Here is a 24,313-nt window from a genome sequence, read left to right as displayed (position 1 = left end):
GCCGGCGTTTAAGCGGATTCGGGCAGCCGCAGGCGCTGACCGGCCTCGAGCGTCATGCCGGCAAGAAACTCGCGTGCGGCCAAGCGTTTGCCGCCCGGCTTCTGTAGCTGCGTGAGCCGGAGCAGGCCTTCGCCGCAGGCGACGACCACGCCGTCGGGCGAGACCGAGACAATCGTGCTGGGCTCGGCTTGCGCGCCCAGGTGCGCCGCATCGACGGCTTGCGCCGCCCAGATTTTCAGCGTCGTGCCGTCCGCAAGCACCGCGGCGCCGCCCGGAAACGGATCGAACGCGCGCACCTGCCGCGCCAGTACCGCAGCGGGGGCGCGCCAGTCGAGCGCCGCTTCGTGCTTGCCGATCTTGCTCGCGTACGTCACGCCCTCGACGGGCTGCGGCGTCACCGCCAAGGCGCCCGTCCGCTCGAGCGTCGAGAGCGCTTGGACGATGAGCCGCGCGCCTTGCTCGGCCAGCTTGTCGTGCAACGTCGCGGTCGTATCGGTCGGCTCGATGGGTGTGCGCGCCACCTCGATCATGGCCCCCGTATCGAGCCCCGCATCCATTTGCATCAGCGTGATGCCCGTTTCGGTGTCGCCGGCTTCGAGTGCACGGTGGATCGGCGCGGCACCGCGCCAACGCGGCAGCAGCGACGCGTGGATGTTGATGCAGCCGTGCGGCGGGATATCGAGGACTTCCTGCGGCAGCAGCAAGCCGTAGGCGGCGACGACCATGACGTCGTGCGGCGTCTCGCGCAGCCGATCGACGGCCGCGGCGGCGTCGACGGGAAACTTGCCCGTGCGGCGCAACGACGGCGGCTGCGCCACCTCGAGCCCATGCTCGAACGCATAGCGTTTGACGGGGCTCGCCTGCAGCTTCATGCCGCGTCCGGCGGGCCGATCCGGCTGCGTCAGGACGAGCGGAACCGGGAAGCCGGCTTCGTAAATGGCCGCCAGCGCGGCGGCGGCGAACTCGGGCGTGCCTGCGAAGACGACGCGCAGCGTGTGGGTCATGGGCGGGGCAAAAACGGATAAGGGATGCGCGTTACATCGCGTGCGCGAGCTTCTTCATCTTCGTCTTGATGCGCGTCTGCTTGAGCGGCGACAGATATTCGACGAACACGCGCCCCATCAAATGATCCATTTCGTGCTGAATACACACGGCCAGCAGACCCTCGCAATCGAGTTCGAACGCCTCGCCTTTCTCGTTGAGCGCACGCACGCGCACGCGCTCCGCGCGTTCGACTTCGTCATAGACGCCGGGCACCGACAAGCACCCTTCCTCGTTGATCCGGCGCTCGTCGCTCGACCACACGATTTCGGGATTGATGAACGCGCGCAGTTGGTCGTGCGTCTCGGACACGTCGATGACAATCACGCGCTCGTGCACATCGACCTGCGTCGCGGCCAAGCCCACGCCGGGGGCGGCGTACATCGTCTCGGCCATGTCGGCGACGAGCTTGCGGATCCGGTCGTCGACCTTCGCGACCGGTTTGGCGACCTTATGCAGCCGCTTGTCGGGGTAATTGAGGATGCTCAGTAAAGCCATGGTGTCAAAAGTCGTTGCGAGTTAGCCGGGATGCGCATCGTCGCGCCGCGGGTCGTTTGGCCGTTCGGCCGGCTAGCGCGACCCTCGCCGTTTATCGAAGATACGCCGAACCGCGCGCGCCGTCGGAGCGCTTGCAGAATCGACGAGCGCGCGCATCGGCTAGTTTGTCTGGGGTATTTCGGATGGTGAAAATTTTATCACGGCGCTCGCGAGTCCGCTGGCGCCGGGGCGCGGAGCCGCGGCGATGCATGCACGATCGATGACCGCGTCGAGCGTGCGCGCATGGCTCGCGCTCGCAAGCATTCGCACGCTCGCGCCGGCACCGCTGCGCGCCTTGCTGGCGGCGTTCGGGGACGCTCAAGCGCTGCTGGCCGGGCCGCCCGGCGAGCTTGCGCGGATCGCGGGGGCCGAACTCGCGCGCAGTGTCGCCGCGGCGGCGCGTGCGGATGTCGGCGAACTGCTCGAACGAACGCTTGCCTGGTGCGCACAGCCCGAAAACGCGCTGCTCGCGCTCGACGATCCGGCGTACCCGCCCGCGCTGCTGACCATGCACGATCCGCCGCCGCTGCTTTACGTCTGCGGCCGGCTCGAGTGCTTGCACGCGCCAAGCCTGGCGATTGTCGGCAGCCGAAGTGCGACGCCGCAGGGCACCGAAGACGCCGGACGCTTCGCGCGCGCGCTCGCCGGCGAGGGGCTCGTCATCGTCTCCGGCCTGGCGCTCGGAGTCGATGCCGCCGCCCATCGCGGCGCGCTCGAGGCCGGCGGCCGCACTGTGGCGGTCGTCGGCACCGGTGCCGATATCGTGTATCCCACCGCACATCGAAGGCTGGCGCAGGCAATCGCGATGCATGGCGCCATCGTCTCCGAATGGCCACTCGGGACGCCGGCCAAGCCGGCCCACTTCCCGCAGCGCAACCGGCTCATCGCAGGCATGACGAAGGGCGTGCTGATCGTCGAGGCGGCGTTGCGCTCGGGCTCGCTCATCACCGCCCGCCTCGCCAACGAAATGGGCCGCGACGTCTTCGCGATCCCCGGGTCCATCCACGCGCCGCTTTCGCGCGGGTGCCACCAGTTGATCAAAGACGGCGCCATGCTGACCGAAACGCCGCAGGACGTGCTCGAAGGGCTCGGCTTGGCACCGGCGCCCATCGCCGCCCCCCCGAAAACGCGGGCCCCGCGGCGGCACGAAACGGGCAAATCGGAACCTCTTGGCGCGGCCGCGCCGGGCCCGCCGCCGCCACCACCGCCGCCAGGCGGGCGCCGGCCTCGGCATTCGCCGTCGCGGCACACGTTGCCGCTGTTCGACGTGCCGCCCGAGTTGGCCGCGCGCCCGAGGCGCGCGTTTTCCGCCGATGCGACGCGCGTGCTCGAGGCGCTGGGACATGCGCCGGCCGCCCTTGAAATTCTCGCCGCCCGCACCGAAATGGACAGCGCGGCGCTGCAAGGCGCGCTGCTCGAACTCGAACTGGGCGGGTGTCTCGCCGTGCTGCCGGGGGGCCGTTACCTGCGGTGCACACCGCAATGATGCGTACCGACGGCCGAATCCGACGTGCTACAGTCCCCAAAACCGCTACAGGCTAGAGAAAGAAGGAACGCATCATGCCCGCGCTGAACCTGGACACCGACTCAGACCGGATCGCCGAGCGCGTCAACGACCCGAATACGCTGCTCGTCGCTTGTTTGTGCGCCCAATGGTGCGGCACCTGCCGCGAATACCGGGAAACGTTCGACCGGTTGGCCGACGCGCATCCCGACATGTGCTTCGTCTGGATCGACATCGAAACGCACGCCGACCGCTTCGACGACCTGGACGTCGAGAACTTTCCGACGCTGCTGATCGAAGACGACACGACAGCGCGTTTTTTCGGGACGGTTTTACCGCACGGCGCGATCGCGGAACGCCTGCTGTCGGACCTGACCGCCTTGCCGGATGCCGTCGGCGCGCCGAAGGTGCGCCCGGCGCTCGCCGCCGTTTGATCGGCTTGCCGGCGCCCCTGGGCGATCGCGCCCCGTGGCACATTCCGTGCACACAAAGCACGCCGGTCCGCCGTCCGCCAAGGCTCGCGCCGCACGCATCTTGGCCTGGCAACCGGTGCCGGCGGGTAAGCGCCGGCCCCACGCTTTTTCGGGCGACAGACCGCCGGTTGCGCGCCGTGTGCTATAAAGCGGTCGTTGAAGGGAACACAATCCGGGGTCGATCCCCGGTCACTACATTAATCCTGTCATGTCCAAAGCACTGATCATTGCGGAGAAGCCCTCGGTCGCGAACGACATCGCGCGCGCACTCGGCGGCTTCGCCAAACATGACGAGTACTACGAGAGCGACGAGTACGTGCTCTCCTCGGCGGTCGGCCATCTGCTCGAGATCGCCGCGCCCGAAGAATACGAAGTCAAGCGGGGCAAATGGAGCTTCGCCCACCTGCCCGTGATTCCGCCGCATTTCGACCTGAACCCGATCGCCAAGAGCGAATCGCGGCTGAAGGTCTTGACCAAGCTGATCAAGCGCAAGGACGTCGAGCGTCTCATCAACGCCTGCGACGCGGGGCGCGAGGGCGAGCTGATTTTCCGCCTCATCGCGCAGCACGCGAATGCCAAGAAGCCGGTTCAGCGGCTTTGGCTGCAATCGATGACGCCGGCGGCGATCCGCGACGGGTTCGCGCATCTGCGCAGCGACGCGGACATGCAGCCGCTGGCGGACGCCGCGCGCTGCCGCTCCGAAGCCGACTGGCTGGTCGGCATCAACGGCACGCGCGCGATGACAGCGTTCAACAGCAAGGGCGGCGGCTTTTTCTTGACGACGGTGGGGCGCGTGCAAACGCCGACGCTCTCGATCGTCGTCGAGCGCGAAGAGAAGATCCGCCACTTCGTGCCGCGCGATTACTGGGAAGTGCGTGCCGAATTCGTCTGCGCAGGCGGGTTCTATGAAGGCCGCTGGTTCGACCCGAAATTCAAGCGCGACGAGACCGATCCCGAGAAGCGCGACTCTCGGCTGTGGAGCTTGCCCGCCGCCGAAACGGTCGTGGCGGCATGCCGCGATCAAATCGGCACGGTCAGCGAGGAATCGAAGCCCTCGACGCAGCTCTCGCCGCAGCTGTTCGACTTGACGAGCTTGCAGCGGGAGGCCAACGGCCGCTTCGGCTTCTCGGCGAAGAACACGCTGGGGCTTGCCCAGGCGCTGTACGAAAAGCACAAAGTGCTGACCTACCCGCGTACCGACGCCCGCGCGCTGCCCGAGGATTACCTCGCCACGGTCAAGAGCACGCTCGAGATGCTCAAGGAGAGCAACAACTACCTGCCGTTCGCGAAGCAGGCGCTCGACAAGGGATGGGTCAAACCGAACAAGCGCATCTTCGACAATTCGAAGATCAGCGATCACTTCGCCATCATTCCCACGCTGCAAGCGCCGAAGGCGCTCTCGGAGCCCGAACAAAAGCTGTACGACCTTGTCGTCAAACGCTTCTTGGCCGTGTTTTTCCCTGCGGCGGAATATCGCGTGACGACGCGGATCACCGAAGTGGCGGGACATCACTTCAAGACCGAGGGCAAGGTGCTGGTGGAGCCCGGCTGGTTGCAGATTTACGGTCGTGAAACCAGTGGCGAGGATGCCAACCTCGTGCCGGTGCAAAAGGACGAGAAGGTCAAGACGGACAAGATCGCCGCACACGGCCTGACCACGAAACCGCCGGCGCGCTACAACGAAGCGACGCTGCTCTCGGCGATGGAAGGCGCGGGCAAGCTCGTGGAAGACGACGAACTGCGCGAAGCGATGGCGGCCAAGGGGCTCGGCACGCCGGCCACGCGGGCGGCCATCATCGAAGGGCTGCTCGGCGAGAAATACCTCGTGCGCGAAGGCCGCGACCTGATCCCGACGGCGAAGGCGTTCCAGCTCACGACGCTGTTGCGCGGGCTCGGCGTGAAAGAACTGACCGCGCCGGAGCTGACGGGGGAGTGGGAATACAAGCTGGCGCAGATGGAGCGCGGCAAGCTTGCGCGCGATACGTTCATGCAGGAAATCGCGCGCATGACGCAGACGATCGTCAAACGCGCGAAGGAGTACGACTCCGACACGATTCCCGGCGATTACGTCACGCTCGCGACGCCATGCCCGAACTGCGGCGGGCAGGTTAAAGAGAACTATCGCCGGTTCGCTTGCACGCAATGCGAGTTTTCGATTTCGAAGATTCCGGGCAGCCGACAATTCGAGACCGAGGAAGTCGAGACGTTGCTGGCGCAAAAGTCGATCGGGCCGCTGTCGGGCTTTCGCAGCAAGATGGGGCGGCCGTTCTCGGCCATTCTCAAGCTGACGTTCGACGACGAGACGAAGAACTACAAGCTCGAGTTCGATTTCGGTCAGGATGCGGGCGGCGAGGACGGCGAAGCACCCGATTTCTCGGCGCAGGAGAGTGTCGGCGCGTGCCCGAAATGCCATGCGCGTGTGTTCGAGCACGGCATGAGCTATGTCTGCGAGAACTCGGTGGCGAACCCGAAGACGTGCGATTTCCGTTCCGGCAAGGTGATCTTGCAGCAGGAGATTGCGCGCGAGCAGATGGCGAAGCTGCTGGGCGAGGGCCGTACCGAATTGCTGACGAACTTCAAGTCGTCGCGTACGGGCCGCAACTTTAAGGCTTACCTCGTTAAGCAAAGCGACGGCAAGATCGGCTTCGAATTCGAGAAGAAGGAGCCCTCGGCGAAGACGGCGGCTAAGACGGCGGCCCGCAAGGGTGCGGCGGCGGGCGCGAGCGAGCCGGCCGAAGGTGCGGACGAAGCGGCAACGGCTACGGCGGCGCCGGCCAAGAAGGCGGCTGGCAAAACCGCGGCGAAAACGGCGGTGAAAACTGCCGCTAAAACGCCGGCCAAGAAGGCTGCTGGACGCAAGGTCAGCGCGTGACCTGAGCGGTTCCGTACCTCTAGTCGATAAAGCGAGCGCACCTGCGCTCGCTTTTTTTCCCCGCAATTCGTACGGAGGTAGGCGCCAGAACGCCGCGCGCTAGATATCGCCCCCACCCGCAGACCAAGGGCGACGCGCCAAACACCCGCCCTACAACGGCGACGGCGTACTCATCCGTCCGCGCGGCGATCGAGTCATCTTGCGCAGCGTGCTCTCCCGCCGGCTACCGAACGCCTCGTTCTCGCCTTCGGTGTCGAACACCTCGTCGTCGCCCTCGCCCGCTTCCACGCGCGGCAACGCCGGGGCACTCACCAACGGCGCATCCTTCAGCCACAACTCGCCGAGCGTGCCGTTCGGCGTTTGGCTGAAGTGCTCGACCAGGTGATCGATGAACGTGCGCACCTTGGCCGGCAAGTGACGCCGGCTCGGGTAGCCGATGTTGATTTCGACCTGCGGCAGCCGGTAGTCGGCCAACACGCGCACGAGGTTGCCGCGCGTCGCGTCGCTGCCGATCAAATAGCTCGGCAAGATCGCGATGCCCATATCGAGCAGCGCAAACTGACGAAGCATCTCGGTGTTATTCGCGACAATGACGTTCGACGGCCGAACGCGCACCTCGCCTTCCGGCCCCGTAAAGACGCGTTCGTCGCCCCAATATTCGGTCGGCAAGCTCAAGCACGCGTGGTCGAGCAGTTCCTCCGGACGCGTGGGCGTGCCGTGCTTTTCCAGATAGGCGGGCGTGGCGCAAACAATCATGCACCCCGTCGTGAGCCGGCGCGTGACGATGCTCGCGCTGCGCACTTTCTGCGCAATGACGATGCCGACGTCGAATCCTTCCTCAACCAAATCGACACTGCGGTCGACCAGCGTCAGATCCGGCACGACTTTCGGATATCGCTGCGAATACGTCTGCAGCACCGGCGCAAGGTTGTGCAAGCCGAAGACCACCGGCGCGACGATCCGCAACGTGCCCACCGGCTCGTGGTTGCGCGCGACGACCATCTGCTCGACATCTTCGAGTTCGTCGAGAATTTGGCGGGCACGTTCGAGATAGACCTGGCCCGATTCGGTCAGCGAGAGACTGCGTGTAGTGCGGTTGAGCAGGCGCGTGCCGAGGCGGCTTTCGAGATCGGCGACGTGACGCGTCGCGACGGCGTTGGAGATATCCATCGCGCCAGCTGCACGAGCGAAACTGCCGAGATCCGCCACTTTCACGAACACACGCATTGACTGCAAATGATCCATTGACGACTCCTGCCGCTTGTTGTTACCCAGAAAAAAATTCCTGAGCCAATCCGTGATTGTCCTACGACTTTGAAACGCGCGCAGAGTTGCGCGCATCCCCCAGTTTTGTTTCGTAGCAAGAAATAAGCGGTAAGAGATCGTTGCGGAAATTCACATCGTGGAAATCCGAGCGGGCGGCGGGATGCCCGCGCGCAAAAAGAAACCGCCCGAAGGCGGTCGCAGATTGGGGCGGCTCGGCGCCCGTCGGAGCGCCGAGCCGTGCACCACGGCGGTCAGGCCGCGGTCAGACGGTTTTCGATTTCGGCCTTGGTTTGCGTCAGCGCAGCGGGCAGCCGGTGCCGTAACGAATCGAAAAATTCCGCATGCAGCGCGAGTTCGCGCCGCCAGTCCGAATCGTCGACGGAAATCACCTGATCGAACTGCTCGCGCGTGAAATCGAGCCCGTTCCAGTCGATATCTTCATAGCGCGGCGACACGCCGAACGCATGGTCCGCACCCGTGGCTCGGCCCTCCACGCGCCCGATCATCCAACGCAAGACGCGCATGTTCTCGCCGAAGCCCGGCCACACGAACTTGCCGTCCGGCCCCTTGCGGAACCAGTTGACGCAAAAGATCTTCGGCAGTTTCGCGCCCAGCGCGTCGAGGCGCTCCCCCACTTTGAGCCAGTGATCGAAGTAATCGCCCATGTGGTAGCCGCAAAACGGCAGCATCGCGAACGGATCGCGCCGCACGACGCCTTGCTGGCCGGCTGCCGCCGCTGTGGTTTCCGAGCCCATCGTGGCGGCCATGTAGACGCCTTCGACCCAGTTGCGAGCTTCCGTGACGAGCGGCACCGTGCCCGAGCGCCGGCCGCCGAAGATAAAGGCGTCGATCGGCACGCCCGCCGGATTCTCCCAATCGGGATCGACCGACGGGCATTGCGACGCGGGCGCCGTGAAGCGCGCGTTCGGATGCGCGGCCTTGCGGCCCGTTTCCTTGGCGATTTCAGGCGTCCAGTCCCGGCCCTGCCAATCGATAAGGTGAGCGGGCGGCGTGTCCGTCATCCCTTCCCACCAGACGTCGCCGTCGTCGGTCAGTGCGACGTTCGTGAAGATCACGTTGGCCTTGAGGGTTGCCATCGCGTTGTAGTTCGTCTTCTCGCTCGTGCCGGGGGCGACGCCGAAGTAGCCCGCCTCCGGGTTGATCGCATAGAGCCGCCCATCCTTGCCCGGCTTGATCCAGGCGATGTCGTCGCCGATCGTCGAGATCGACCAGCCGTCCATCGAGCGCGGCGGAATCAGCATCGCGAAGTTCGTCTTGCCGCAGGCCGACGGGAAGGCCGCCGCCACACGATACTGGCGACCTTCGTTCGACGTGACGGTCAGGATCAGCATGTGCTCGGCCAGCCAGCCTTCCTTGCGCCCCATCGTCGACGCAATGCGCAGCGCGAAGCACTTCTTGCCGAGCAGCGCGTTGCCGCCGTAGCCCGAACCGAAACTCCAGATCTCGCGCGCTTCAGGGAAATGGACGATATATTTGGTCGAATTGCAGGGCCACGGAACATCGGCCTGCCCCTCGGCGAGCGGGGCGCCGACGGAATGCACGCACGGCACGAAATCGCCATCGGTGCCCAGCACGTCGTATACCTTGCGTCCCATGCGCGTCATGATCCGCATGTTGACGACAACGTAGGGACTATCGGTCAATTCGATGCCGATATGGGCGATCGGCGAACCGATCGGCCCCATCGAAAACGGGACGACATAAAGCGTACGGCCACGCATGGCGCCGTCGAACAGGCCCTCGAGCGTCGCACGCATCTCCGACGGCTCCGTCCAGTTGTTGGTGGGCCCCGCATCGTCGCGGTGCTCGGAACAAATGAACGTGCGATCCTCGACGCGAGCCACGTCGGACGGGTCCGAACAGGCCAGGTACGAATTCGGACGCTTCTCGGGATTCAAGCGCTTGAGCGTGCCGGCCGCGACCATTTGTTCGCACAGACGATCGTTTTCCTCCTGCGAGCCGTCGCACCAGACAATGCGATCGGGCTTCGCGAGCGCGGCGATACGCTGAACCCAATCGATCAGCTTGCGATGTTTGACGTAAGCGGGTGCTTCAAGTGTGGCAGCGCCTCCAAAGGCGGGATGGTTCATCGAGCAGTCTCCGTTTTGTGATCGTTAAGAAGGAAACGGGCTTGGCTCGCTGACGCTGCATGCGAGAGGCGCGTTCGTGCGCGTACGCTGCGCGAACGAACGAGTGCGTCAGGAGCGGGACAGCTTGCCTGCGAGCGCGCGGCGCATGGTTGCCGTTTGAGACGGTCGGTGCGCGCGCGTTATCCGCGGCTTGCGCGTTCGCGCGACAAGCTGTTAAAAAGAAGCGGTCCTGCCTAGTGAAAGCCGTGAGCATCGTGACCTTGGGCGTCGCATCGCTCATGCCAGCTTGTACTCCTTTGACAGGGGTTGGAACCGACAAGCATATCACTGCGTCTATTGTGTCCATCGTGCACTGCAAAACATCACTCCCTACCCTATGAAGATTGCCATTCTCGACGATTACCAAGACGCCGTCCGCAAACTCGATTGCTTCCAGCTACTGACCAGCCATGACGTCAAAGTGTTCAATAACACGGTGCGGGGCCTCGGACAGTTGGCTAGCCGGCTCGCGGAGGTCGATGCCTTGGTGCTGATCCGAGAACGCACGCGCGTGACCTCGCAGTTGCTCGACAAGCTTCCGCATTTGCGGATGATCAGCCAAACCGGCAAAGTGTCGAACCATATCGATTTGGACGCCTGTACCGAGCGCGGCATCGCTGTGCTCGAAGGCGTCGGCTCGCCCATTGCACCGGCCGAGCTAACGTGGGCGCTCATCATGGCGGCACAACGCCGCATTCCTCAGTACGTTGCCAACTTGAAGCAAGGCGCCTGGCAGCAATCGGGCTTGAAGACGTCGGCGCTGCCGCCGAACTTCGGGCTCGGCACCGTGCTGCGCGGACAGACGCTCGGTATTTGGGGGTACGGCAAGATCGGCCGCCTCGTAGCCGGGTACGGCAAAGCATTCGGCATGCGCGTGCTGATTTGGGGGCGCGAACATTCGCTCGAGGCGGCAAAGGCCGACGGCTTCGACGTGGCCACGAGCCGCGAGGCGCTCTTCGAGGAAAGCGACGTGTTGACGCTGCATTTGCGCTTGCACGACGACACGCGCGGCATCGTCAAGCAAGCCGACCTGCTGCGGATGAAGCCCACGGCGCTGTTCGTCAACACGAGCCGCGCCGAACTGCTCGAAGAGAACGCGCTCGTCAATGCGCTATCGCATAACCGGCCGGGGATGGTGGCCATCGACGTCTACGAAAGCGAACCGATCCTGCAAGGCTACGGCCTCTTGCGGATGGAGAATGTGATTTGCACGCCGCACATCGGCTATGTGGAGCGCGAGAGCTACGAGCTTTACTTCAGCGCGGCGTTCAAGAACATCCTCGCATTCGACCAAGGGGACGTATCGAGCGTCGTCAATCAAGAGGCGCTGAGCGTCGTGCGGCGGCGTTGAGGCGGCGTGGGGCGGCCCTGAGGCGTCGTCGGCGTCGGCTCGCGGTCCGATTGCGATCCGTGCACCGTCGCCGGGCGCATCTGGCTTACGCTTCTTGCCGCGCGACGAGTTCGGATATCTGCGGCAGACGGGCGAGGAATGCCTCGCCGTCGGCCCGGCCGAGGTCGTAGGCGGGGCGCATCAACGCGGGCTGGGTGTAATCCCAGCTCGAAATCGGCACCTTGCGCGAAGGCTGCACGTATAGCCGCTGCTGGGCGCCGTGCGCGACGACGAACATCTGCGGACGTGGATAGCGGCGCGTGACCATGACGAGCACCTGGCCCGGCGTGTCGTCGAGCGCATCGACCGGGACGTTGTCGACCATGCCGCCGTCGAGCACGGGGCGACCGTTTCGCCGTAGCACGGGCGTAAACGGCGGCGTGCAAGACGATTGCAGGATCAGGTCGGCCAGTTCGTCGACAACGAAGCAATCTTGCACGCGCACGAACTCCGGGCGAAAACCGAGTTTGCGGCCGAGCGTCGGGTGCAGCACTTTACGGACGTGCTTATCGATGTTGTAGGCGACGAGGCCGGCGGCCACCGACGCGCGCGCGCCGAGCCAGCGCGGCACGCGCGACACGCCGACGCGAATTTCGGGCGCCCGGGCAAGCTTGTCGAAAGGCTCGCCGTAGATATCGAGCAAGGCTTGCCGATAGATTGCGTAATGCGGGAAGACGGCGGCGCCGCGACGCCAGAGATTGGCCCAATAGACGTTTTTCTTATTGTGGCGAAGCGCGTCTTCGTAATAGCGCATGACCCATTCCGAGTCGCGCGTGTAGAGCATGCACGCCGTGGCCGCGCCGGCCGAGATCGCCGTGATGACGCGAGGGGCGAGCCCGAGTTCGGGTTGGACGACGTCCCAGAAGCCGGCTTGCCACCAGCAGCGGTTGCCGCCACCGGCGAACACGACTTGATCGAACATGGGCAATTCCTTTGTCGGTGGGTGCGCGGCGAGGCGCCGCGAGTTCAGTTGACGAGCGCGTAGGTGGTGGTGGCGTGGACGGCCATCTTGCCTTCTTCGTCGACGAGTTCGATTTCGCCGAAGACGAGATTGCGGCCCATGCGCAGCACGCGCGCGGTCACGAGCACGTCGCCTTTGCGAACGGCGCGCATGAAATGGATGTTGAGCGAGACCGTGGTCATCGGCCGGAATTCCCCTAGCGCGGCCGAGATGGCGACGATCATGGCCGTATCGGCCGCCGCCATGAAGACTTGGCCGCATATGACACCGCCCGAGTGGCGGAATTCGCCCGAAAACGGTAACCGGAGAGTGGCGCTTTCCTCGGAGACGGCAACCGGCTTGAGCGCGCGCGAGCGCACCCAGGGAGCGAGGACGCGGTCGAGCAGATCGAGAATGGCGGATTCTGTCACGGGGTGTCTCCTGTGGCCGGCGTCGATGCGCGGGTCGGCGCTCGCATAGGGCAGCGCGCGGGCGCGGACGTCGCGCGGGGCCGGCGGTGCGGTGCCGCCATCATACCGGGAGGCGAACGATCGTATCGGACAAGGGCGCAGGGCGAGGGGGGGGTGAGGGGCTGGAAGCGGTGTTGTGCGGCGGTTGAGGGGTGGCCGGCGAAGAATTTTGGAAAAAATGATGAAAGGGACTAGGCAAGCATAAAAAAGTCCTGCATAATTCGCAGTCTGTTGGGGCGTTAGCTCAGTTGGTAGAGCAGCGGACTCTTAATCCGTAGGTCGAGTGTTCGAGTCACTCACGCCCCACCAAAGAATTCAAGCACTTAGCCCAGCCTACCCGGCTGGGCTTTTTGCTTTTTGGGTTTCGTGTAGGCGTGGTGTAGGCATTTTGCGTCTACATCAATCCATGTCGATACATATCGACGAGCCCCCTCCGCCGCCATACGCATACCTGGAAAGTAGGTCCGCGCCGAATACGCGAGCCTTCGGCATTCGCGTCGTATGCGCCGCACAACCCTGCGGACATACAGATCCACAGGGAATCCGCTAAGGCAAAGCGCTGCGTGCGGGTGTGACACGCGAAAGCTCTGTCACCGTCGACAGGGTTGTCCTGGGAAAAACCCGCTGTCCGGATGGACGAGACAAACCGCCTTGAGCGCGAGCGGCCGTCGCCGCGACGCTGGTTCAAGTAGGACCGGGCAACCACTAGTCCTAAAAATCTGCGCATCGATCTCGACGTCATCGAAGCCTACAGAGCACAGGGCGAGGGCTGGCAAACTCGAATGAATCAAGCGTTACGCGAGTGGGCGGAATCGCATGGCATGCTGCACGGGGCGGCCTAAAGAAACGCTTAAGAAGAAGGCGATGACGGCTGGTACCGCTCGCAATTCGTCTATCTACTGCGCCCCCAATCCCGTCTACCAGCGAGACGCTGTCAAGCGCGTGCGCTTCTCGTTCAGTACATCCCGAGGTTGCACTGCAACGCCGCGGCGAACGAAGCGGAAATCGAGCGCATTTTTGGCTTTGAGGTCTGGCCACGCCATGCCGCCAATCGATGCCCATAATATGGGCGTTCGCGATCATCAAGGACATCGCGGCTCACCGCTGTTGCGTAGAAGCCTCGAAATATTGGAAGCCGAGAATGCTAGCCGCCATGACGACTAAACCGAGCGTTCCCACGGGGGTGAACGCGGATTTGAACAAGAGCCAATCCCCAGCGAAGCTGATCCCGACCGAGAGCAGGAGAAACATCGATACGAGGGACACCGATACTTGCTTCAGCGATGTGACGAGCCCCACCTGATAGAGCAGACCGCAAATGCCGATGAGTGCCAGCATTGCCCACGGCACGGTGTCCATCCTCTGCATCGCACTTTTGTCGAAGAACGCGATGTACAGGGTCAATCCGATGGTCGAGATCGTGAAGTACATGAGGAGGACGGCATCGGAATCCTCGGATCGCGCAACGCGTTTGATTTCATAAAGTGCGATCGCCCCGAACAGCGCCGACGCCAGCGCGAGTGCAATGCCGAGAAGATCGGCATGTGCGCTCGGATTGGTAATGCACGTCACGCCGACGAGTGCCCCGATAACGAACAGGCCCCGGGTATCTAGCCGCTCTCGTCCCGAAAGCAAAGCCATTGCGTAGGCAAAAAACGGCAGCGTGTACGACAGACACAACGCTGTCGATAGCGGCACTCGCGCGATGGCTGCAAACAGGCAGGACACCGACAAGAACCCGAGCAGCGCCCGCAACAGATGTTTGTGCGGTCGAATGCGCGAGAACGGATAGCGCCTGAAAGCAAGCAACCCCCAATAAATCAGTGCAGGCACGCCGAAGCGTGCGAGCAACAGCACCGATTCGGGCACGCCCTTGGCTGCTTTGAGGAACATGCCCATGCCCGCTAGGCTGATCGGACATAGCAGAATCGAGGCGATGACCTCGGGTTTAACGGAACGTGATGTCGTGCTCATCGGCCCATACCTCGAAGATCAACCAAGCCCAAATCGAATTGCCGAGCGACGTTGTCGGGCGATTCACGTTCTCTTCTACGCATTTAAGCAGCACTTCCTTTTTGACGAAGTCGAGCGTTCGGCACGACGAGTGTAAGGTGTCCATCAGATATTCGAAGATCGGAAACCCCGGTCGCAACATTCCGGCGATGGGGAGCAGGAAGGGCTGCTTGTGCCGAGCTAGAATCGCGTCGGGCAAGATACCGCGCGCACACTCGTAGATGGGCCGCTTTCGGGCTTGCCGATCCACTAACTGATCATCCGCGGACACCAATGAATGCCGATAGACCGAGGGAAGGCAAAAGGGAACGCGTGCTTCGACCGAGTGCGCCATGCTGAGCGCGTCTACGCGATGAAGGATGTAGTAGGGGAGCCGATGCTTTGCTTCGAACTGCAGAATCTTACGGAACCACGTACTCCCGGGTAAGCCGCGGATGAAGTCCTTCAAGGCCATGGCGTATTTCATATCGACAGCGTGAGGCTCGATCAAGCGCGTTCGCAAGGTGCTGGGTATGGCAGCTAAATCGCCGATGTATGCAGACAGTGCTTCCTCTTGCTCGGGCGCGGTGGCGACCGTAACCATGCGGTCATATCCGCCAAAAAAATCATCGGCACCCTCACCGACGAGGGCGACGCGAAATCCCGCGTGGGAAATTGCTTCATATAACCTGAAGGTGCTAAGGCAATGCGCAGCCGCGTTTGGTTGGCTCAACGCCCTGCACATTCGCCGGACGAGATCGGGAAAGCGTTGGTTTTCGACCGTCACCTGGTGGTAACCGATATCCGCCCGCTCCGCCACCGTCTTGGCATACATCGTTTCATCTTCTTGCCAGTCGCCTTCATACCAGACGTTGAATGCATCCGTCATTTTAGGGGAGCGTCGGGCGAGTGAGGCGACGAGGCTGGAGTCGATGCCGCCCGACAAGGTCGAGCAAAGTGGCACGTCGGCATCGGTCGTCCACGCGACGGCGCGATGAACGTCTTCGAAGAATTGCGGGGCTTCGTAACGTTGGGGCAACGACTGCTCGTGCGACGGCACATAGTGGCACACGGAAATGTGGGCTCCGTCGAATGTCAAGTATGTCGCGGGCTCGAGCACCTTGATTGTCGGGAAAATCGTTTGCGCGCCGAGAAATGCTCGAAACGTCGCATAAGTATCGAAGCTCGATGCATCGACTATCCTGTCGGATTCGTCCAGATTCGGAAGCGCCTCTATTTCGGAGGCAAAGCTTAAGCTGCCGGTCGAATGCTTATAGTACACAGGTTTGACAGCAACGCTGTCTGTGTACAAATAAAGCTTATCGTTTTGCCGTGTATCGACGATAGCAATCGCGAACATTCCTTCGAGACGTTCGACGAACCGCGGACCGAAACGCTCGAACAACGGCAAGATGACGGAGCCGTCGGAATCGCCTGGACGCCGCGCGATCCCGTACGTGGCCGACAGTTCCCGGTGATTGTAGATCTCCCCGACGAATAAGCAATGTCGGCCATCGAGTGCGTAAGGCTGACTGCCGTTTGGCAGGCCATTAATAGATAAGCGTGTATGGCCGAGCAGACCCGTCCGTAAAAAGCGAATGTTCTGCTCGTCGGGCCCGCCGGGGCGCAAATATTCTATGGATTGGATGGCTTTGCCGTACGTGACTTGTCCGAATAAGCCAAACATTCTGCACATTTGTTGTTCTCTAAAAAGAAGGGGACACAATTACGTGACGATCAGCCCTGTGACGACCCATCGCGGGTCGGCGCGCACTGTTACACGGAATCTTCCTTTGTTGAACTATCAGAATTGAGAGGTTGTGCTCGAGTCGAGCAGCGCTACCGGCGTTTCGCGACGCTGCGCGCGAACGCATCGAGACAAAAGATCCGCCGCAGGGAATCTCGAAACACGAAGCCATGTCGGGCGTGGGCAACGGCTGGCCTGTCGCGGAAGTTGGCGCGTGTGGTCACGCCAAGCACGCTGCCGGAGGTGGCCGCAAAGCAGAGGCAGCGAATCAGATCTTTGCTTTCGTAATACGCAATGAGGCGACGCGCCCTCGGGCGATCGAACGATCGCCAACGAGCCGACTGCCAGCAGGCACTTTCCGCCTCTCCGTGGCTGGCGGCAGGCGTGAGGGCCCGGCACGACAGCCGGACCACCATCACGGACCACGATCAGAACCGGTAGCCCACCCGAATGCGGCCTTCCTGCGCAGATGCATGCGTTGTGTCGACGACGGTGTCGTAGCTTAGCGATACATCCAGGTTCTTCCTGGGATGCAGCGTCACGCTTGCCCCTGCCGTGAGATAACCACGCGGCAGGCTCGTGCCTGACGCCATGAACAGCGTGCCATCCTGCGACGCCACGCTCACCGCCCGGTTCGCATCGAGCAGTTCGTGCGCATAGCCGATACGAAATTCGGCATCGATCGGCCGGAGCGCATCGCCGAACGCCTTATCGAGCGCGATGTCCGCATACGGCTGAAGGCTGCGCGCGTTGTCCGTGCCGACGCTCAAATTTTGACCGCCCGCACCTTTCTCGCTGAAGCCGTTCGCATGAAAGTACGCATAGCGCAGCCCCACACGCGGCGTCACCGTCACGCCGCCGAGCATCATCGGCAAGCTCGCCTGGGCGCCGGCGTTGAACTCCTGGCCCATGTGATCGCCGTGCGCGGTCCCCTGCGTGCCGAAGGGACGTTTCTGCGACAGGAAATCCAGCCCCGCGCCGAACGTTGCTGCGAGATTCACCGGGCCGATAGGGCGAGCTGATTTCCATCAAGAGGCTGTTAATTCGAGCAGGACGGCGGTAGGCGGTTTCAACCGGCGAGTGTCTGCTCAACGTACGTAGACGTCTTCAATCCGCCAATTCAGTCAGCGCGCCAATCCTCGAACGCGACCGGTTTTGCGCGGTTCGCACGCTTCATGTCGGTCGTGTCCTGCGTATCGTCGAGCGGATTGAAAGAAGTACGGATCTCGTTATCGAAGAACCACCCGCGGCGCGGTAGATCGTAACGAAACGTGATGAAGTCGGTCCAGTGTTGGCCGCAAGCGATACCGTTTTGCACCGTAAAGTAGCGGCCTTTCACCGCCAGTCCGTTATCGCCGTCCTCGAACGGATCGCATTGGCCCCCTTCGTCAGCACGCAGTACGACTGCATCATTGCGTGCGGAAAGCCGGTACTCACCGCCTGCCTGTTCCTCGAAGATCATCAGCGGACGTGGCGATGGGTTATCCGCCGAGTCGCCTCGCCGGTGGACGACGACGAGCCAGCTATGACGGCCGCCGTCCATCTGTGGGCCCGCGTGGAACACCATGGGTTCGTAACCCGCAGGTAGCTGCGCCACGATAGCCGCCGGCAGGCCAGCGGCGCGCAGCGAGGCGCACACGGCAAAGAGTACAACCGACAAGAGGACGCGTTTCATCTTAATCAGGCCGACCGTCGCCTCGTAAGTGCAGATGGCGCGCATTCTATCTCACGAAGTTCGGATAGAGGTCGCACTCGGCCGGGCAGCCGCCAACGGCCGGGACGACAAACGACGAACTGACACGCGGCGATCGAGACCCACGAGGTGGGCCTTGGCGAAAGTCCAAGGCCGCGAGCCGCCGAGGACCGACCCGATTTGGATGCCCCGGTTTCTCCGGCAGCGCAATGCCACCCAATGCGCCGGCTCGTCACGGTGCCGCGTGGCCCCCCCGCAGTTTCGACGCGGCCGGCCGTGTGGTGGCCATGATCAGACCGCAGATCGCCATCGCGAACGCCACCAGATGCAGCGGCGTGAATCGCTCGTCGAGGAAGAGTACGCCGGTCAGCGTCGCGCCGACCGGCAGCATCACCGTGAATACGCCGCTTTGCGAGGCGGGTACGCCTTTGAGCCCCGTCATCCACAGCCATACGCAGACGATGCTCGCCGCCAACGCGTAGAACACCAGCAGTGCCCACAGGTGGGGCGTGATCCGCGCAAAATCGAAGCCGCGCGCCTGATACAGGCCCGGCAACGTGAACAGCACCAGCCCGCTCAGGTTGATCAGGGCAGCCACCCGTTTCGGCGAAACGTTCTCGGTCAGCTTCTTGCCGATCACGACATACGCGGCCTCGCAGAACACAGTGACGAGCACCAGCAAGTTGCCGAGCCACGCAAGATGGCCGGCCCCCGCCGCGCCATCGCTCCCTTCCTGGCGCGCCTGCGCCAACGAAAGGATGGCGACCCCGGCTACGCCTAGCGCAATGCTGGCGAGCATCCGGGTGCCGATGCGCTCGCGCAAAAACACCCGGCTGAGCAAGGCCACCGCCGCCGGAATGCACGCGAGGATAACGCCGGCCGAAACGGTCGAGGTCAGCCGCAGCCCATAGAGCATGCAGATCGTGAAGAGGAAGTTGCCGAAGAACGACTGCAAGAACAACAGCCCCCGCGATTTCCACGACAACGGCGGCGTGCCGGCCGGCACGGGCAACCAGCGCAACACCGCGACGGCCGCGATGCAAAATCGCAGCCAAGCCAGCAGGAAGATCGGCAGTTGGGCGCCAAGCGGCTTACACACGCTGACATAAACGCCCGTCAGCGTCATCGCAAGCGCCAGGCAGCCATAGCTGCCCAGTCGACGGACGGCACCGCCCTGGTCGGTCAGCATTCGCTGGGACATGATTCATGCTCCTTCGTTCGGTCAGGCGGGTTGCCAGTTGTCCGTCCTGAGACGCTTGCCTTCGAAGTCGGCGACGACACCGGTGTTCTTTTCCCAGTGGTCGCTCGGCACGATCACCTTGCCCGACGCCCCGGGAATGTCGATGACGTGTTGCGGGAAGGCGAGGCCCGACAAATCGTTGCGAAGCTGGGTCATGATTGCGATCTCGTCCTCCAGCGACATCACGAACCGCTTCGTCGAGGTCACCTCCTGTCCGTGGTAGATGTAGTAGGGGCGGACGCCGAGTTCGAACAATGTCAGGAATAGCCGCTTGAGCGTGTCGACATCATCGTTCACGCCCTTAAGGAACACCGACTGGGAAAGCAGGACGTAGCCCATCGCCCTGAACTTGCGGATCAACTCGACGATCTCCGTTTGCAATTCGTCCGGATGATCGATGTGCAGGCTCAGGTAAACCGTCTCGCGCAGGCGCGCGAGCCGCGCCATCAAGTCGAGCTTTACCTTCGACGGGTTCTGCATCGGAAAGCGCGTATGGATCCGCAGCACCTTGACGTGCTCCACCGTCTGCAACTGCGTGAATAGGTATTCGAGCCCCTTCGGGTTAGAAAGCGGATCGCCACCGCTGGCAATGACCTCGTAGAGCGACGAATCGTTGCGGATGTATTCGACAATGCGGTCGATCTGCTCCATCTTCAGATGCCCCTCGGTGTCGAGGCCGACGCCCACCCGGTCCTGCCGCTCGCAATATCGGCAATTCGATGCGCAGGTGTACGAGAGCAATACTAGGATCTGACCGTCGTACTTCCTGACGGTGCCGAAGATCGGCGTCGACTTCTTCTCGTTGAGCAAGTCCACAGACAGATCCGCGTCGATCTTCTCGCGCGCGGGATCGAGTACGTACATCTGTCTGATCGCTACGCTCTTTTCCGCGAGCGATCTGACGTAGGGCGTCATCTTCTCGGAGAATCTCGTTTCCTTTTCTTCACCCGCGACGTTCGCAAGCGTATTCATGTCGTTCCTTTCCCGATGACTCAGTTGACGAGGTTTCGCGGGCGCTTGCCGTTCAATATCTCAACGGCCATGCGCGCGGACGTTTCACGCATTTCCAGCAACGACTCCTTTGTGTAGAACGCCGAATGAGCGGTCAGCGTGACGCTGTCGAGACGCGCGAGGCGCGGATCGACAGCCGGTTCGTTCTCGATCACGTCGAGCCCCGCGCCGGCGACAATGCCCGCCGAGAGGGCATCCACCAGCGCATCGGTGTCGATGATCGCCCCGCGCGCCGTGTTGACGATCAGCACGCCGCGCTTCATCCGATCGAACTGAGCGCGCCCGAGCAAGCGATACGACGTATCGTTGAGCGAACAGTGGATGGACAGGTGATCGGCCTCATGCAGCAGGCTCGCCAGGTCGTTGCAGCGGCGCACGCCAAAGGTTTTCTCGATGCCGCTCGGCACGTAGGGATCGTAGAAGCTGACGTCCATGCCGAACGGCATGGCGCGGCGGGCGAGCGCACCGCCGATCCGCCCGAAGCCGACGATGCCAAGCGTGGTGCCGCGAATACGGCTGGCGGTGCCGATCGTTTTCCAGTCCCAATTGCTGGCCTTGGCAAGACCGTTCATGTGCGCGAGCCTGCGCGACATGGACAGCAGCAGCGCCATCGCATGGTCGGCCACCTCCTCGGTGCCGTAGTCGGGCACGTTGAACACGTCGATGCCGCGCTCGCGGGTTGCGTCGAGGTCGATGTTGTCGAAGCCCACTGCCACCTTCACGATCGCCTTGCAGTGGGCCAGGCGCGCGACGATCGAACGGTCGATCCGGATCGCCGGCACGCAAGCCCATAGCAGCAGCATCTCGATCTGCTCCAGCGGCAGGCTCGCCAATTCCTCCTGGCTGGCGATGTGCCGCAAGTTCACGCGATGCCCCTCAAGGATGGACGCCTCGACGGCTGGGGCAGGAAAGTGATGCTCAAAGGTCGAATCGACGATGTAGATCGTTGCCATTTCCGCTCATGCTCTCGATTGCAATAGATTCGATAGAACGTGGACCACGTCGTCCGCGATGTCGTGCGGATCTTCCATACCGACATACAGCCGCAGATAGACGTCGTCCCGGCCACCCACCGGGAAATCGCGCCACTGGTTCGGCCGCACGAGATTGACCAGGCTGACGTCGCCACCCCATCCGTAGCCGTGGCGAACGACGCGGAACCGCTCGATCGCCGCCTGCAATGCCGGTGGGGGTACGCCGTCGAGCCGCAGTGTCATGAGGCTGTTCGCGCCGGAGAAATCGCGCTGCCACAGCGAATCCGCGCCGCACGACGCCGCGCACGGACGCAAGATGCCAATGGTGCCGAGGCGTTCGAGGATGATGGCCATGAGCCGATCCGCGCTATCGGCCATCCGGCGCATTCGCAGGGGCAAATTCGGCAGGCCGACGGCGATGCGCGACGCCGCGTCGGAAGTCAGCATGGTGCCGATCAGCGCACCGAAGTGACGTAATTCCATATGGCGGTCCGGCTCGCGCGTGACGATCGCACCGCCCGACACGCCATACGGCGCACCGTGATATTTCGACAGCGACAAGACCACCAGGTCCACCTCGCCCGTCGCGAAGCCATCGAACAGGGTGGAACCCGCCCAGGTGTTGTCGAGGATGCTGACTACGCCTTGGTCGCGACACAGGCGAGCGATGGCCCGCACATCCTGGATCTCGTAAAACATCGAGCTCGGCGATTCCATGAACACCGCCGACACCCCAGGCTCGCGAACCATTTGCGCCAGTACGTCCAACCGCAGCGGATGAAAATACCGAACGCGCACGCCTTGTCGCGCCAGCACCTGATCGAACAGCCAGCGCGTGGTGTAGGTCACGCTGTCGCTCGCCAACAGGATGGTGCCAGGCTGGGCGACGACGGCGGTCGCGGCATGGATTGCCGCCTGCCCGGACGGAAAGAGCACGCAGGCCTCGCCTCCCTCCAGCGCAGCCAGGCTCGTGGCCAGCGCCTGCGTCGTCGGCGTGCCGACGCCGCCGTAGTAGAACCCGGCATGGCGCCCCTCGGACGGCGAATCCAGCGAGTCGCGGGCGATCGGAAGCATCCGCGCCGGCGAATCGAAGAGCACCGTCGTGGCCTGGATGGCCTGCGGGACCGGCAGCGAGACGCCATCCGCGATTTCTAGACTGTTGTTCGTCACGACCCTAGTGGCCGTGCGCATCGACGATTTATCGTTCATACGCAACGGGCCGCCAGCGTCCCAGCCTCGGTATCGATCGGCGCGGACATGGCGGGGGGTGACGAGAAGCAAGCCATGCGATCGACGATGGCGCGAACCTCTGCTTCGCGCGGATGGCCCGCGGCCGGGATCGGATAGCGCGCGGAAGCCTCGCCGAAATGCTGGAATAAATCGAGCAGCGGTCCCTCCGGTGTCGGCCACTCCAGGTACTCGTAATTGGCGCCGTCATCGAAGCCGCGCAGCGGATGCTGCACGGCCCAGTTAAAGCTCACCGGATGCGGAGCCTGTTGTTCCTCCCGCAATTGCTGCAATTCGTCGAGCAGCCGCAGACGGCTGGCATGCGACTCGCCGAGACCGAACAGAATGGCGCAACCGCACTTCACATTCGCGGCACGCAAAAACGCCAACGTGTCGCCAATGCGCCTCAACCACGCAGTGGCGGGCCGCGTATCCTTGCTCATGCCGCCGATCTCGGCCGGATCCAGCGTTTCGATGCCGATGAACAGATAACTTAGCCCGACCTTTCGCAGGCGTACGAGCAGATCCTTTCTGGCCAAGATAAGATCGATCGTCAATTGCGCGCCCCATTGGATATCGAGAGGTCTATCCTCTAGCAGCGTGGCAAGCCGCTCGAGCAGCTTTGCGCTGCCGCCCAGCAGCACCGAATCCTCCACGAAAGCGCTCGCCCGGCGCCCGGGATGGTCGTCGGATATCACCTCCACCACGTCGCGCAGTTGCCGATACAGCCGGTCCGCGCTGTTCGCAAGATCCGTCGGCGCGCCGGTGACCGCGCTGCCTTCGCTGCAGAACTGGCAACTGTAGATGCAGCCGCGCCCGGTATCGCTGTAGCAATGCGCGGTTAGGCGGCCATCGAAGATGTCGAAGGAGGTCGAGACACCGAACATGGAAACGGGCGACGGCAGCTCGGCATGGAGCACCGGCAAGCCGCGGCTGACCGCCGCCTCCAGTTCTCCGTCGCGAAGCGTCACCGCGATCCAGTCGCCCCGCACGTCCGAGCGCCCAAGCGAGCGCGCGATACCGGCCGCGTGCGCTGCCACGTTCCCGCGCACGCGCGCGACACGCTCTCCCAATTCGGCGACGAAATACTCCCCGTCGCCCGACAGCACGATATCGAACACAGGGGGAATCTTCCCCGCCTGCATCAGTGCCGCCGGCGAGGCCGCGTGGTGCTTTACGCTGGCCGACGCACGCAGCGCGGCATCGCCCAGATGGATCGTCTCGCTCGCATGCCGCCCGCCGAGCACGATCAGCACATCATCGCCGAGCATTTGCTTGGCCACGGTCGCGCACTCGATCGCGCCGCGCAGGCAAATCGTCATCGCGCCGATCAACAAGAGATTAGGCCGCTCCCTGCGCAGCAGACGCCCGAACGCGGGCATCTCGCTGCCCGCATGCATCAGCAGGCAGCAATCGCGACGTGTGCGGCGCGGGCCGCGCCAGTTGCTTCGCGACCAGGCAGAGCCTGGGTCGGATGTCCGACTCGCGGCCAGCCGGCATGCGTTGTATAGGCTGGCCGGATCCCCGCTATTCAGCGCCCGCTCGCTCTTTTTGCCGCTTGGCGATTCGGGCGCCGACACTGCAACCACTCTCAGGTTCTTCAATGTTTTTCACCTAGCCCATGGTGGGGAGCCCCCTGGATCGGGGTCGGTGTTGATGTTCTTGGATTTTGGATCCAATCGATCTTATTCGCGATAGACTATCGACAATCGTCTTTTTTTACAACTGGGTTGAACGATGGATCTAGGAACGGACCGCGGCGAAATGCATCGGCCTCGGTTGGTTT

The 24,313-nt window shown here is 63.2% G+C and carries 19 protein-coding genes, 1 tRNA gene and 1 pseudogene; 6 read left to right on the top strand and 15 right to left on the bottom strand.

Annotation, left to right across the window (positions count from 1 at the left end):
- Positions 1 to 8: 8 nt before the first annotated feature.
- Together fmt and def are read right to left on the bottom strand one after the other, a co-directional pair.
- Positions 9 to 1,004: a methionyl-tRNA formyltransferase gene (fmt, locus tag ACTHN9_RS17935; protein WP_440538113.1), complete on the bottom strand. Its 996-nt coding sequence runs from the start codon at positions 1,002 to 1,004 to the stop codon at positions 9 to 11.
- Positions 1,005 to 1,035: 31 nt separating this feature from the next.
- Positions 1,036 to 1,539 carry a peptide deformylase gene (gene def / locus ACTHN9_RS17930; protein ID WP_440538112.1) on the bottom strand — a complete coding sequence of 168 codons (504 nt, stop codon included), beginning with the start codon at positions 1,537 to 1,539 and terminating at the stop codon, positions 1,036 to 1,038.
- A gap of 244 nt (positions 1,540 to 1,783) precedes the next feature.
- Here def and dprA point away from each other — a divergent pair, with 244 nt between their 5' ends.
- From dprA to ACTHN9_RS17915, 3 genes are all read left to right on the top strand, one after another.
- A complete protein-coding gene (gene dprA, locus ACTHN9_RS17925) occupies positions 1,784 to 3,064 on the top strand; it encodes a DNA-processing protein DprA (RefSeq protein WP_440538111.1) in 1,281 nt (426 codons plus the stop codon).
- A gap of 74 nt (positions 3,065 to 3,138) precedes the next feature.
- Positions 3,139 to 3,516, top strand: coding sequence for a thioredoxin family protein (locus tag ACTHN9_RS17920; protein ID WP_440538110.1), 378 nt, complete (start codon positions 3,139 to 3,141; stop codon positions 3,514 to 3,516).
- A gap of 247 nt (positions 3,517 to 3,763) precedes the next feature.
- The gene (locus tag ACTHN9_RS17915; RefSeq protein WP_440538109.1) at positions 3,764 to 6,427 is read left to right on the top strand and encodes a DNA topoisomerase III; all 2,664 of its coding nucleotides are present in this window, start codon (positions 3,764 to 3,766) and stop codon (positions 6,425 to 6,427) included.
- A 150-nt stretch (positions 6,428 to 6,577) separates the two neighbouring features.
- Here ACTHN9_RS17915 and ACTHN9_RS17910 read toward each other — a convergent pair whose 3' ends face one another.
- Both ACTHN9_RS17910 and ACTHN9_RS17905 read right to left on the bottom strand, forming a co-directional pair.
- Positions 6,578 to 7,672 (bottom strand): LysR family transcriptional regulator, encoded by a 1,095-nt coding sequence (locus ACTHN9_RS17910; RefSeq protein ID WP_440538108.1) that lies wholly within the window; start codon positions 7,670 to 7,672, stop codon positions 6,578 to 6,580.
- Positions 7,673 to 7,944: 272 nt separating this feature from the next.
- Positions 7,945 to 9,804, bottom strand: a complete 1,860-nt coding sequence (locus tag ACTHN9_RS17905; protein ID WP_440538107.1) for a phosphoenolpyruvate carboxykinase (GTP) — start codon at positions 9,802 to 9,804, stop codon at positions 7,945 to 7,947.
- 376 nt (positions 9,805 to 10,180) lie between these two features.
- On the opposite strand from ACTHN9_RS17905, the gene ACTHN9_RS17900 reads away from it, so the two are divergent.
- Complete coding sequence (locus tag ACTHN9_RS17900) at positions 10,181 to 11,194, top strand: D-2-hydroxyacid dehydrogenase family protein (RefSeq protein WP_440538106.1); 1,014 nt, start codon at positions 10,181 to 10,183, stop codon at positions 11,192 to 11,194.
- An 85-nt stretch (positions 11,195 to 11,279) separates the two neighbouring features.
- Here the strand turns inward: ACTHN9_RS17900 and ACTHN9_RS17895 are convergent, their stop codons facing one another.
- Together ACTHN9_RS17895 and ACTHN9_RS17890 are read right to left on the bottom strand one after the other, a co-directional pair.
- On the bottom strand, positions 11,280 to 12,155 hold the full coding sequence (locus tag ACTHN9_RS17895; protein WP_440538105.1) for a patatin-like phospholipase family protein: 876 nt from the start codon (positions 12,153 to 12,155) through the stop codon (positions 11,280 to 11,282).
- Between the two features lie 44 nt (positions 12,156 to 12,199).
- Positions 12,200 to 12,604 carry a PaaI family thioesterase gene (locus ACTHN9_RS17890; protein WP_440538104.1) on the bottom strand — a complete coding sequence of 135 codons (405 nt, stop codon included), beginning with the start codon at positions 12,602 to 12,604 and terminating at the stop codon, positions 12,200 to 12,202.
- A 272-nt stretch (positions 12,605 to 12,876) separates the two neighbouring features.
- Here ACTHN9_RS17890 and ACTHN9_RS17885 point away from each other — a divergent pair.
- Together ACTHN9_RS17885 and ACTHN9_RS17880 are read left to right on the top strand one after the other, a co-directional pair.
- Positions 12,877 to 12,952: transfer RNA gene (locus ACTHN9_RS17885), tRNA-Lys, on the top strand.
- A gap of 410 nt (positions 12,953 to 13,362) precedes the next feature.
- Positions 13,363 to 13,485 (top strand): annotated as a pseudogene (locus ACTHN9_RS17880) (BrnA antitoxin family protein); the annotation flags it as partial.
- Positions 13,486 to 13,741: 256 nt separating this feature from the next.
- On the opposite strand, the gene ACTHN9_RS17875 reads toward ACTHN9_RS17880, so the two are convergent.
- The 9 genes from ACTHN9_RS17875 to ACTHN9_RS17835 form a co-directional block, all read right to left on the bottom strand.
- A complete protein-coding gene (locus ACTHN9_RS17875; protein WP_440538103.1) occupies positions 13,742 to 14,617 on the bottom strand; it encodes a DMT family transporter in 876 nt (291 codons plus the stop codon).
- Positions 14,592 to 16,322, bottom strand: coding sequence for an asparagine synthetase B family protein (locus ACTHN9_RS17870; protein ID WP_440538102.1), 1,731 nt, complete (start codon positions 16,320 to 16,322; stop codon positions 14,592 to 14,594). The genes ACTHN9_RS17875 and ACTHN9_RS17870 overlap by 26 nt, the downstream gene beginning before the upstream one ends.
- Before the next feature lie 488 nt (positions 16,323 to 16,810).
- Positions 16,811 to 17,383 (bottom strand): autotransporter outer membrane beta-barrel domain-containing protein, encoded by a 573-nt coding sequence (locus tag ACTHN9_RS17865; RefSeq protein ID WP_440538101.1) that lies wholly within the window; start codon positions 17,381 to 17,383, stop codon positions 16,811 to 16,813.
- Between the two features lie 119 nt (positions 17,384 to 17,502).
- On the bottom strand, positions 17,503 to 18,057 hold the full coding sequence (locus ACTHN9_RS17860) for a hypothetical protein (RefSeq protein ID WP_440538100.1): 555 nt from the start codon (positions 18,055 to 18,057) through the stop codon (positions 17,503 to 17,505).
- Positions 18,058 to 18,307: 250 nt separating this feature from the next.
- Positions 18,308 to 19,276 carry a DMT family transporter gene (locus tag ACTHN9_RS17855; RefSeq protein ID WP_440538099.1) on the bottom strand — a complete coding sequence of 323 codons (969 nt, stop codon included), beginning with the start codon at positions 19,274 to 19,276 and terminating at the stop codon, positions 18,308 to 18,310.
- 21 nt (positions 19,277 to 19,297) lie between these two features.
- On the bottom strand, positions 19,298 to 20,287 hold the full coding sequence (locus ACTHN9_RS17850) for a KamA family radical SAM protein (RefSeq protein ID WP_440538098.1): 990 nt from the start codon (positions 20,285 to 20,287) through the stop codon (positions 19,298 to 19,300).
- 20 nt (positions 20,288 to 20,307) lie between these two features.
- Positions 20,308 to 21,279, bottom strand: a complete 972-nt coding sequence (locus tag ACTHN9_RS17845; RefSeq protein ID WP_440538097.1) for a C-terminal binding protein — start codon at positions 21,277 to 21,279, stop codon at positions 20,308 to 20,310.
- Between the two features lie 6 nt (positions 21,280 to 21,285).
- Positions 21,286 to 22,509, bottom strand: coding sequence for an aminotransferase class I/II-fold pyridoxal phosphate-dependent enzyme (locus tag ACTHN9_RS17840; RefSeq protein ID WP_440538096.1), 1,224 nt, complete (start codon positions 22,507 to 22,509; stop codon positions 21,286 to 21,288).
- On the bottom strand, positions 22,506 to 24,131 hold the full coding sequence (locus tag ACTHN9_RS17835) for a B12-binding domain/radical SAM domain-containing protein (protein WP_440538095.1): 1,626 nt from the start codon (positions 24,129 to 24,131) through the stop codon (positions 22,506 to 22,508). The genes ACTHN9_RS17840 and ACTHN9_RS17835 overlap by 4 nt, the downstream gene beginning before the upstream one ends.
- Positions 24,132 to 24,313 lie beyond the last annotated feature (182 nt).

The sequence above is a fragment of the Trinickia sp. genome (assembly GCF_051953405.1).
GTDB lineage: Bacteria > Pseudomonadota > Gammaproteobacteria > Burkholderiales > Burkholderiaceae > Trinickia.
The sequence above is the reverse complement of the archived record's forward strand: the minus strand, read 5'-3'. Positions and strand labels throughout refer to the sequence as shown.

What these genes read in the sequence shown, in the direction of transcription:
- ACTHN9_RS17850 (WP_440538098.1), bottom strand. Translation starts at nt 20,287, where the DNA reads ATGAATACGCTTGCGAACGTCGCGGGTGAAGAAAAGGAAACGAGATTC.
- ACTHN9_RS17840 (WP_440538096.1), bottom strand. Translation starts at nt 22,509, where the DNA reads ATGAACGATAAATCGTCGATGCGCACGGCCACTAGGGTCGTGACGAAC.
- ACTHN9_RS17855 (WP_440538099.1), bottom strand. Translation starts at nt 19,276, where the DNA reads ATGTCCCAGCGAATGCTGACCGACCAGGGCGGTGCCGTCCGTCGACTG.
- ACTHN9_RS17860 (WP_440538100.1), bottom strand. Translation starts at nt 18,057, where the DNA reads ATGAAACGCGTCCTCTTGTCGGTTGTACTCTTTGCCGTGTGCGCCTCG.
- ACTHN9_RS17895 (WP_440538105.1), bottom strand. Translation starts at nt 12,155, where the DNA reads ATGTTCGATCAAGTCGTGTTCGCCGGTGGCGGCAACCGCTGCTGGTGG.
- ACTHN9_RS17845 (WP_440538097.1), bottom strand. Translation starts at nt 21,279, where the DNA reads ATGGCAACGATCTACATCGTCGATTCGACCTTTGAGCATCACTTTCCT.
- ACTHN9_RS17910 (WP_440538108.1), bottom strand. Translation starts at nt 7,672, where the DNA reads ATGGATCATTTGCAGTCAATGCGTGTGTTCGTGAAAGTGGCGGATCTC.
- def (WP_440538112.1), bottom strand. Translation starts at nt 1,539, where the DNA reads ATGGCTTTACTGAGCATCCTCAATTACCCCGACAAGCGGCTGCATAAG.
- ACTHN9_RS17905 (WP_440538107.1), bottom strand. Translation starts at nt 9,804, where the DNA reads ATGAACCATCCCGCCTTTGGAGGCGCTGCCACACTTGAAGCACCCGCT.
- ACTHN9_RS17920 (WP_440538110.1), top strand. Translation starts at nt 3,139, where the DNA reads ATGCCCGCGCTGAACCTGGACACCGACTCAGACCGGATCGCCGAGCGC.
- ACTHN9_RS17875 (WP_440538103.1), bottom strand. Translation starts at nt 14,617, where the DNA reads ATGAGCACGACATCACGTTCCGTTAAACCCGAGGTCATCGCCTCGATT.
- ACTHN9_RS17900 (WP_440538106.1), top strand. Translation starts at nt 10,181, where the DNA reads ATGAAGATTGCCATTCTCGACGATTACCAAGACGCCGTCCGCAAACTC.
- fmt (WP_440538113.1), bottom strand. Translation starts at nt 1,004, where the DNA reads ATGACCCACACGCTGCGCGTCGTCTTCGCAGGCACGCCCGAGTTCGCC.
- ACTHN9_RS17870 (WP_440538102.1), bottom strand. Translation starts at nt 16,322, where the DNA reads ATGTTTGGCTTATTCGGACAAGTCACGTACGGCAAAGCCATCCAATCC.
- ACTHN9_RS17915 (WP_440538109.1), top strand. Translation starts at nt 3,764, where the DNA reads ATGTCCAAAGCACTGATCATTGCGGAGAAGCCCTCGGTCGCGAACGAC.
- dprA (WP_440538111.1), top strand. Translation starts at nt 1,784, where the DNA reads ATGCATGCACGATCGATGACCGCGTCGAGCGTGCGCGCATGGCTCGCG.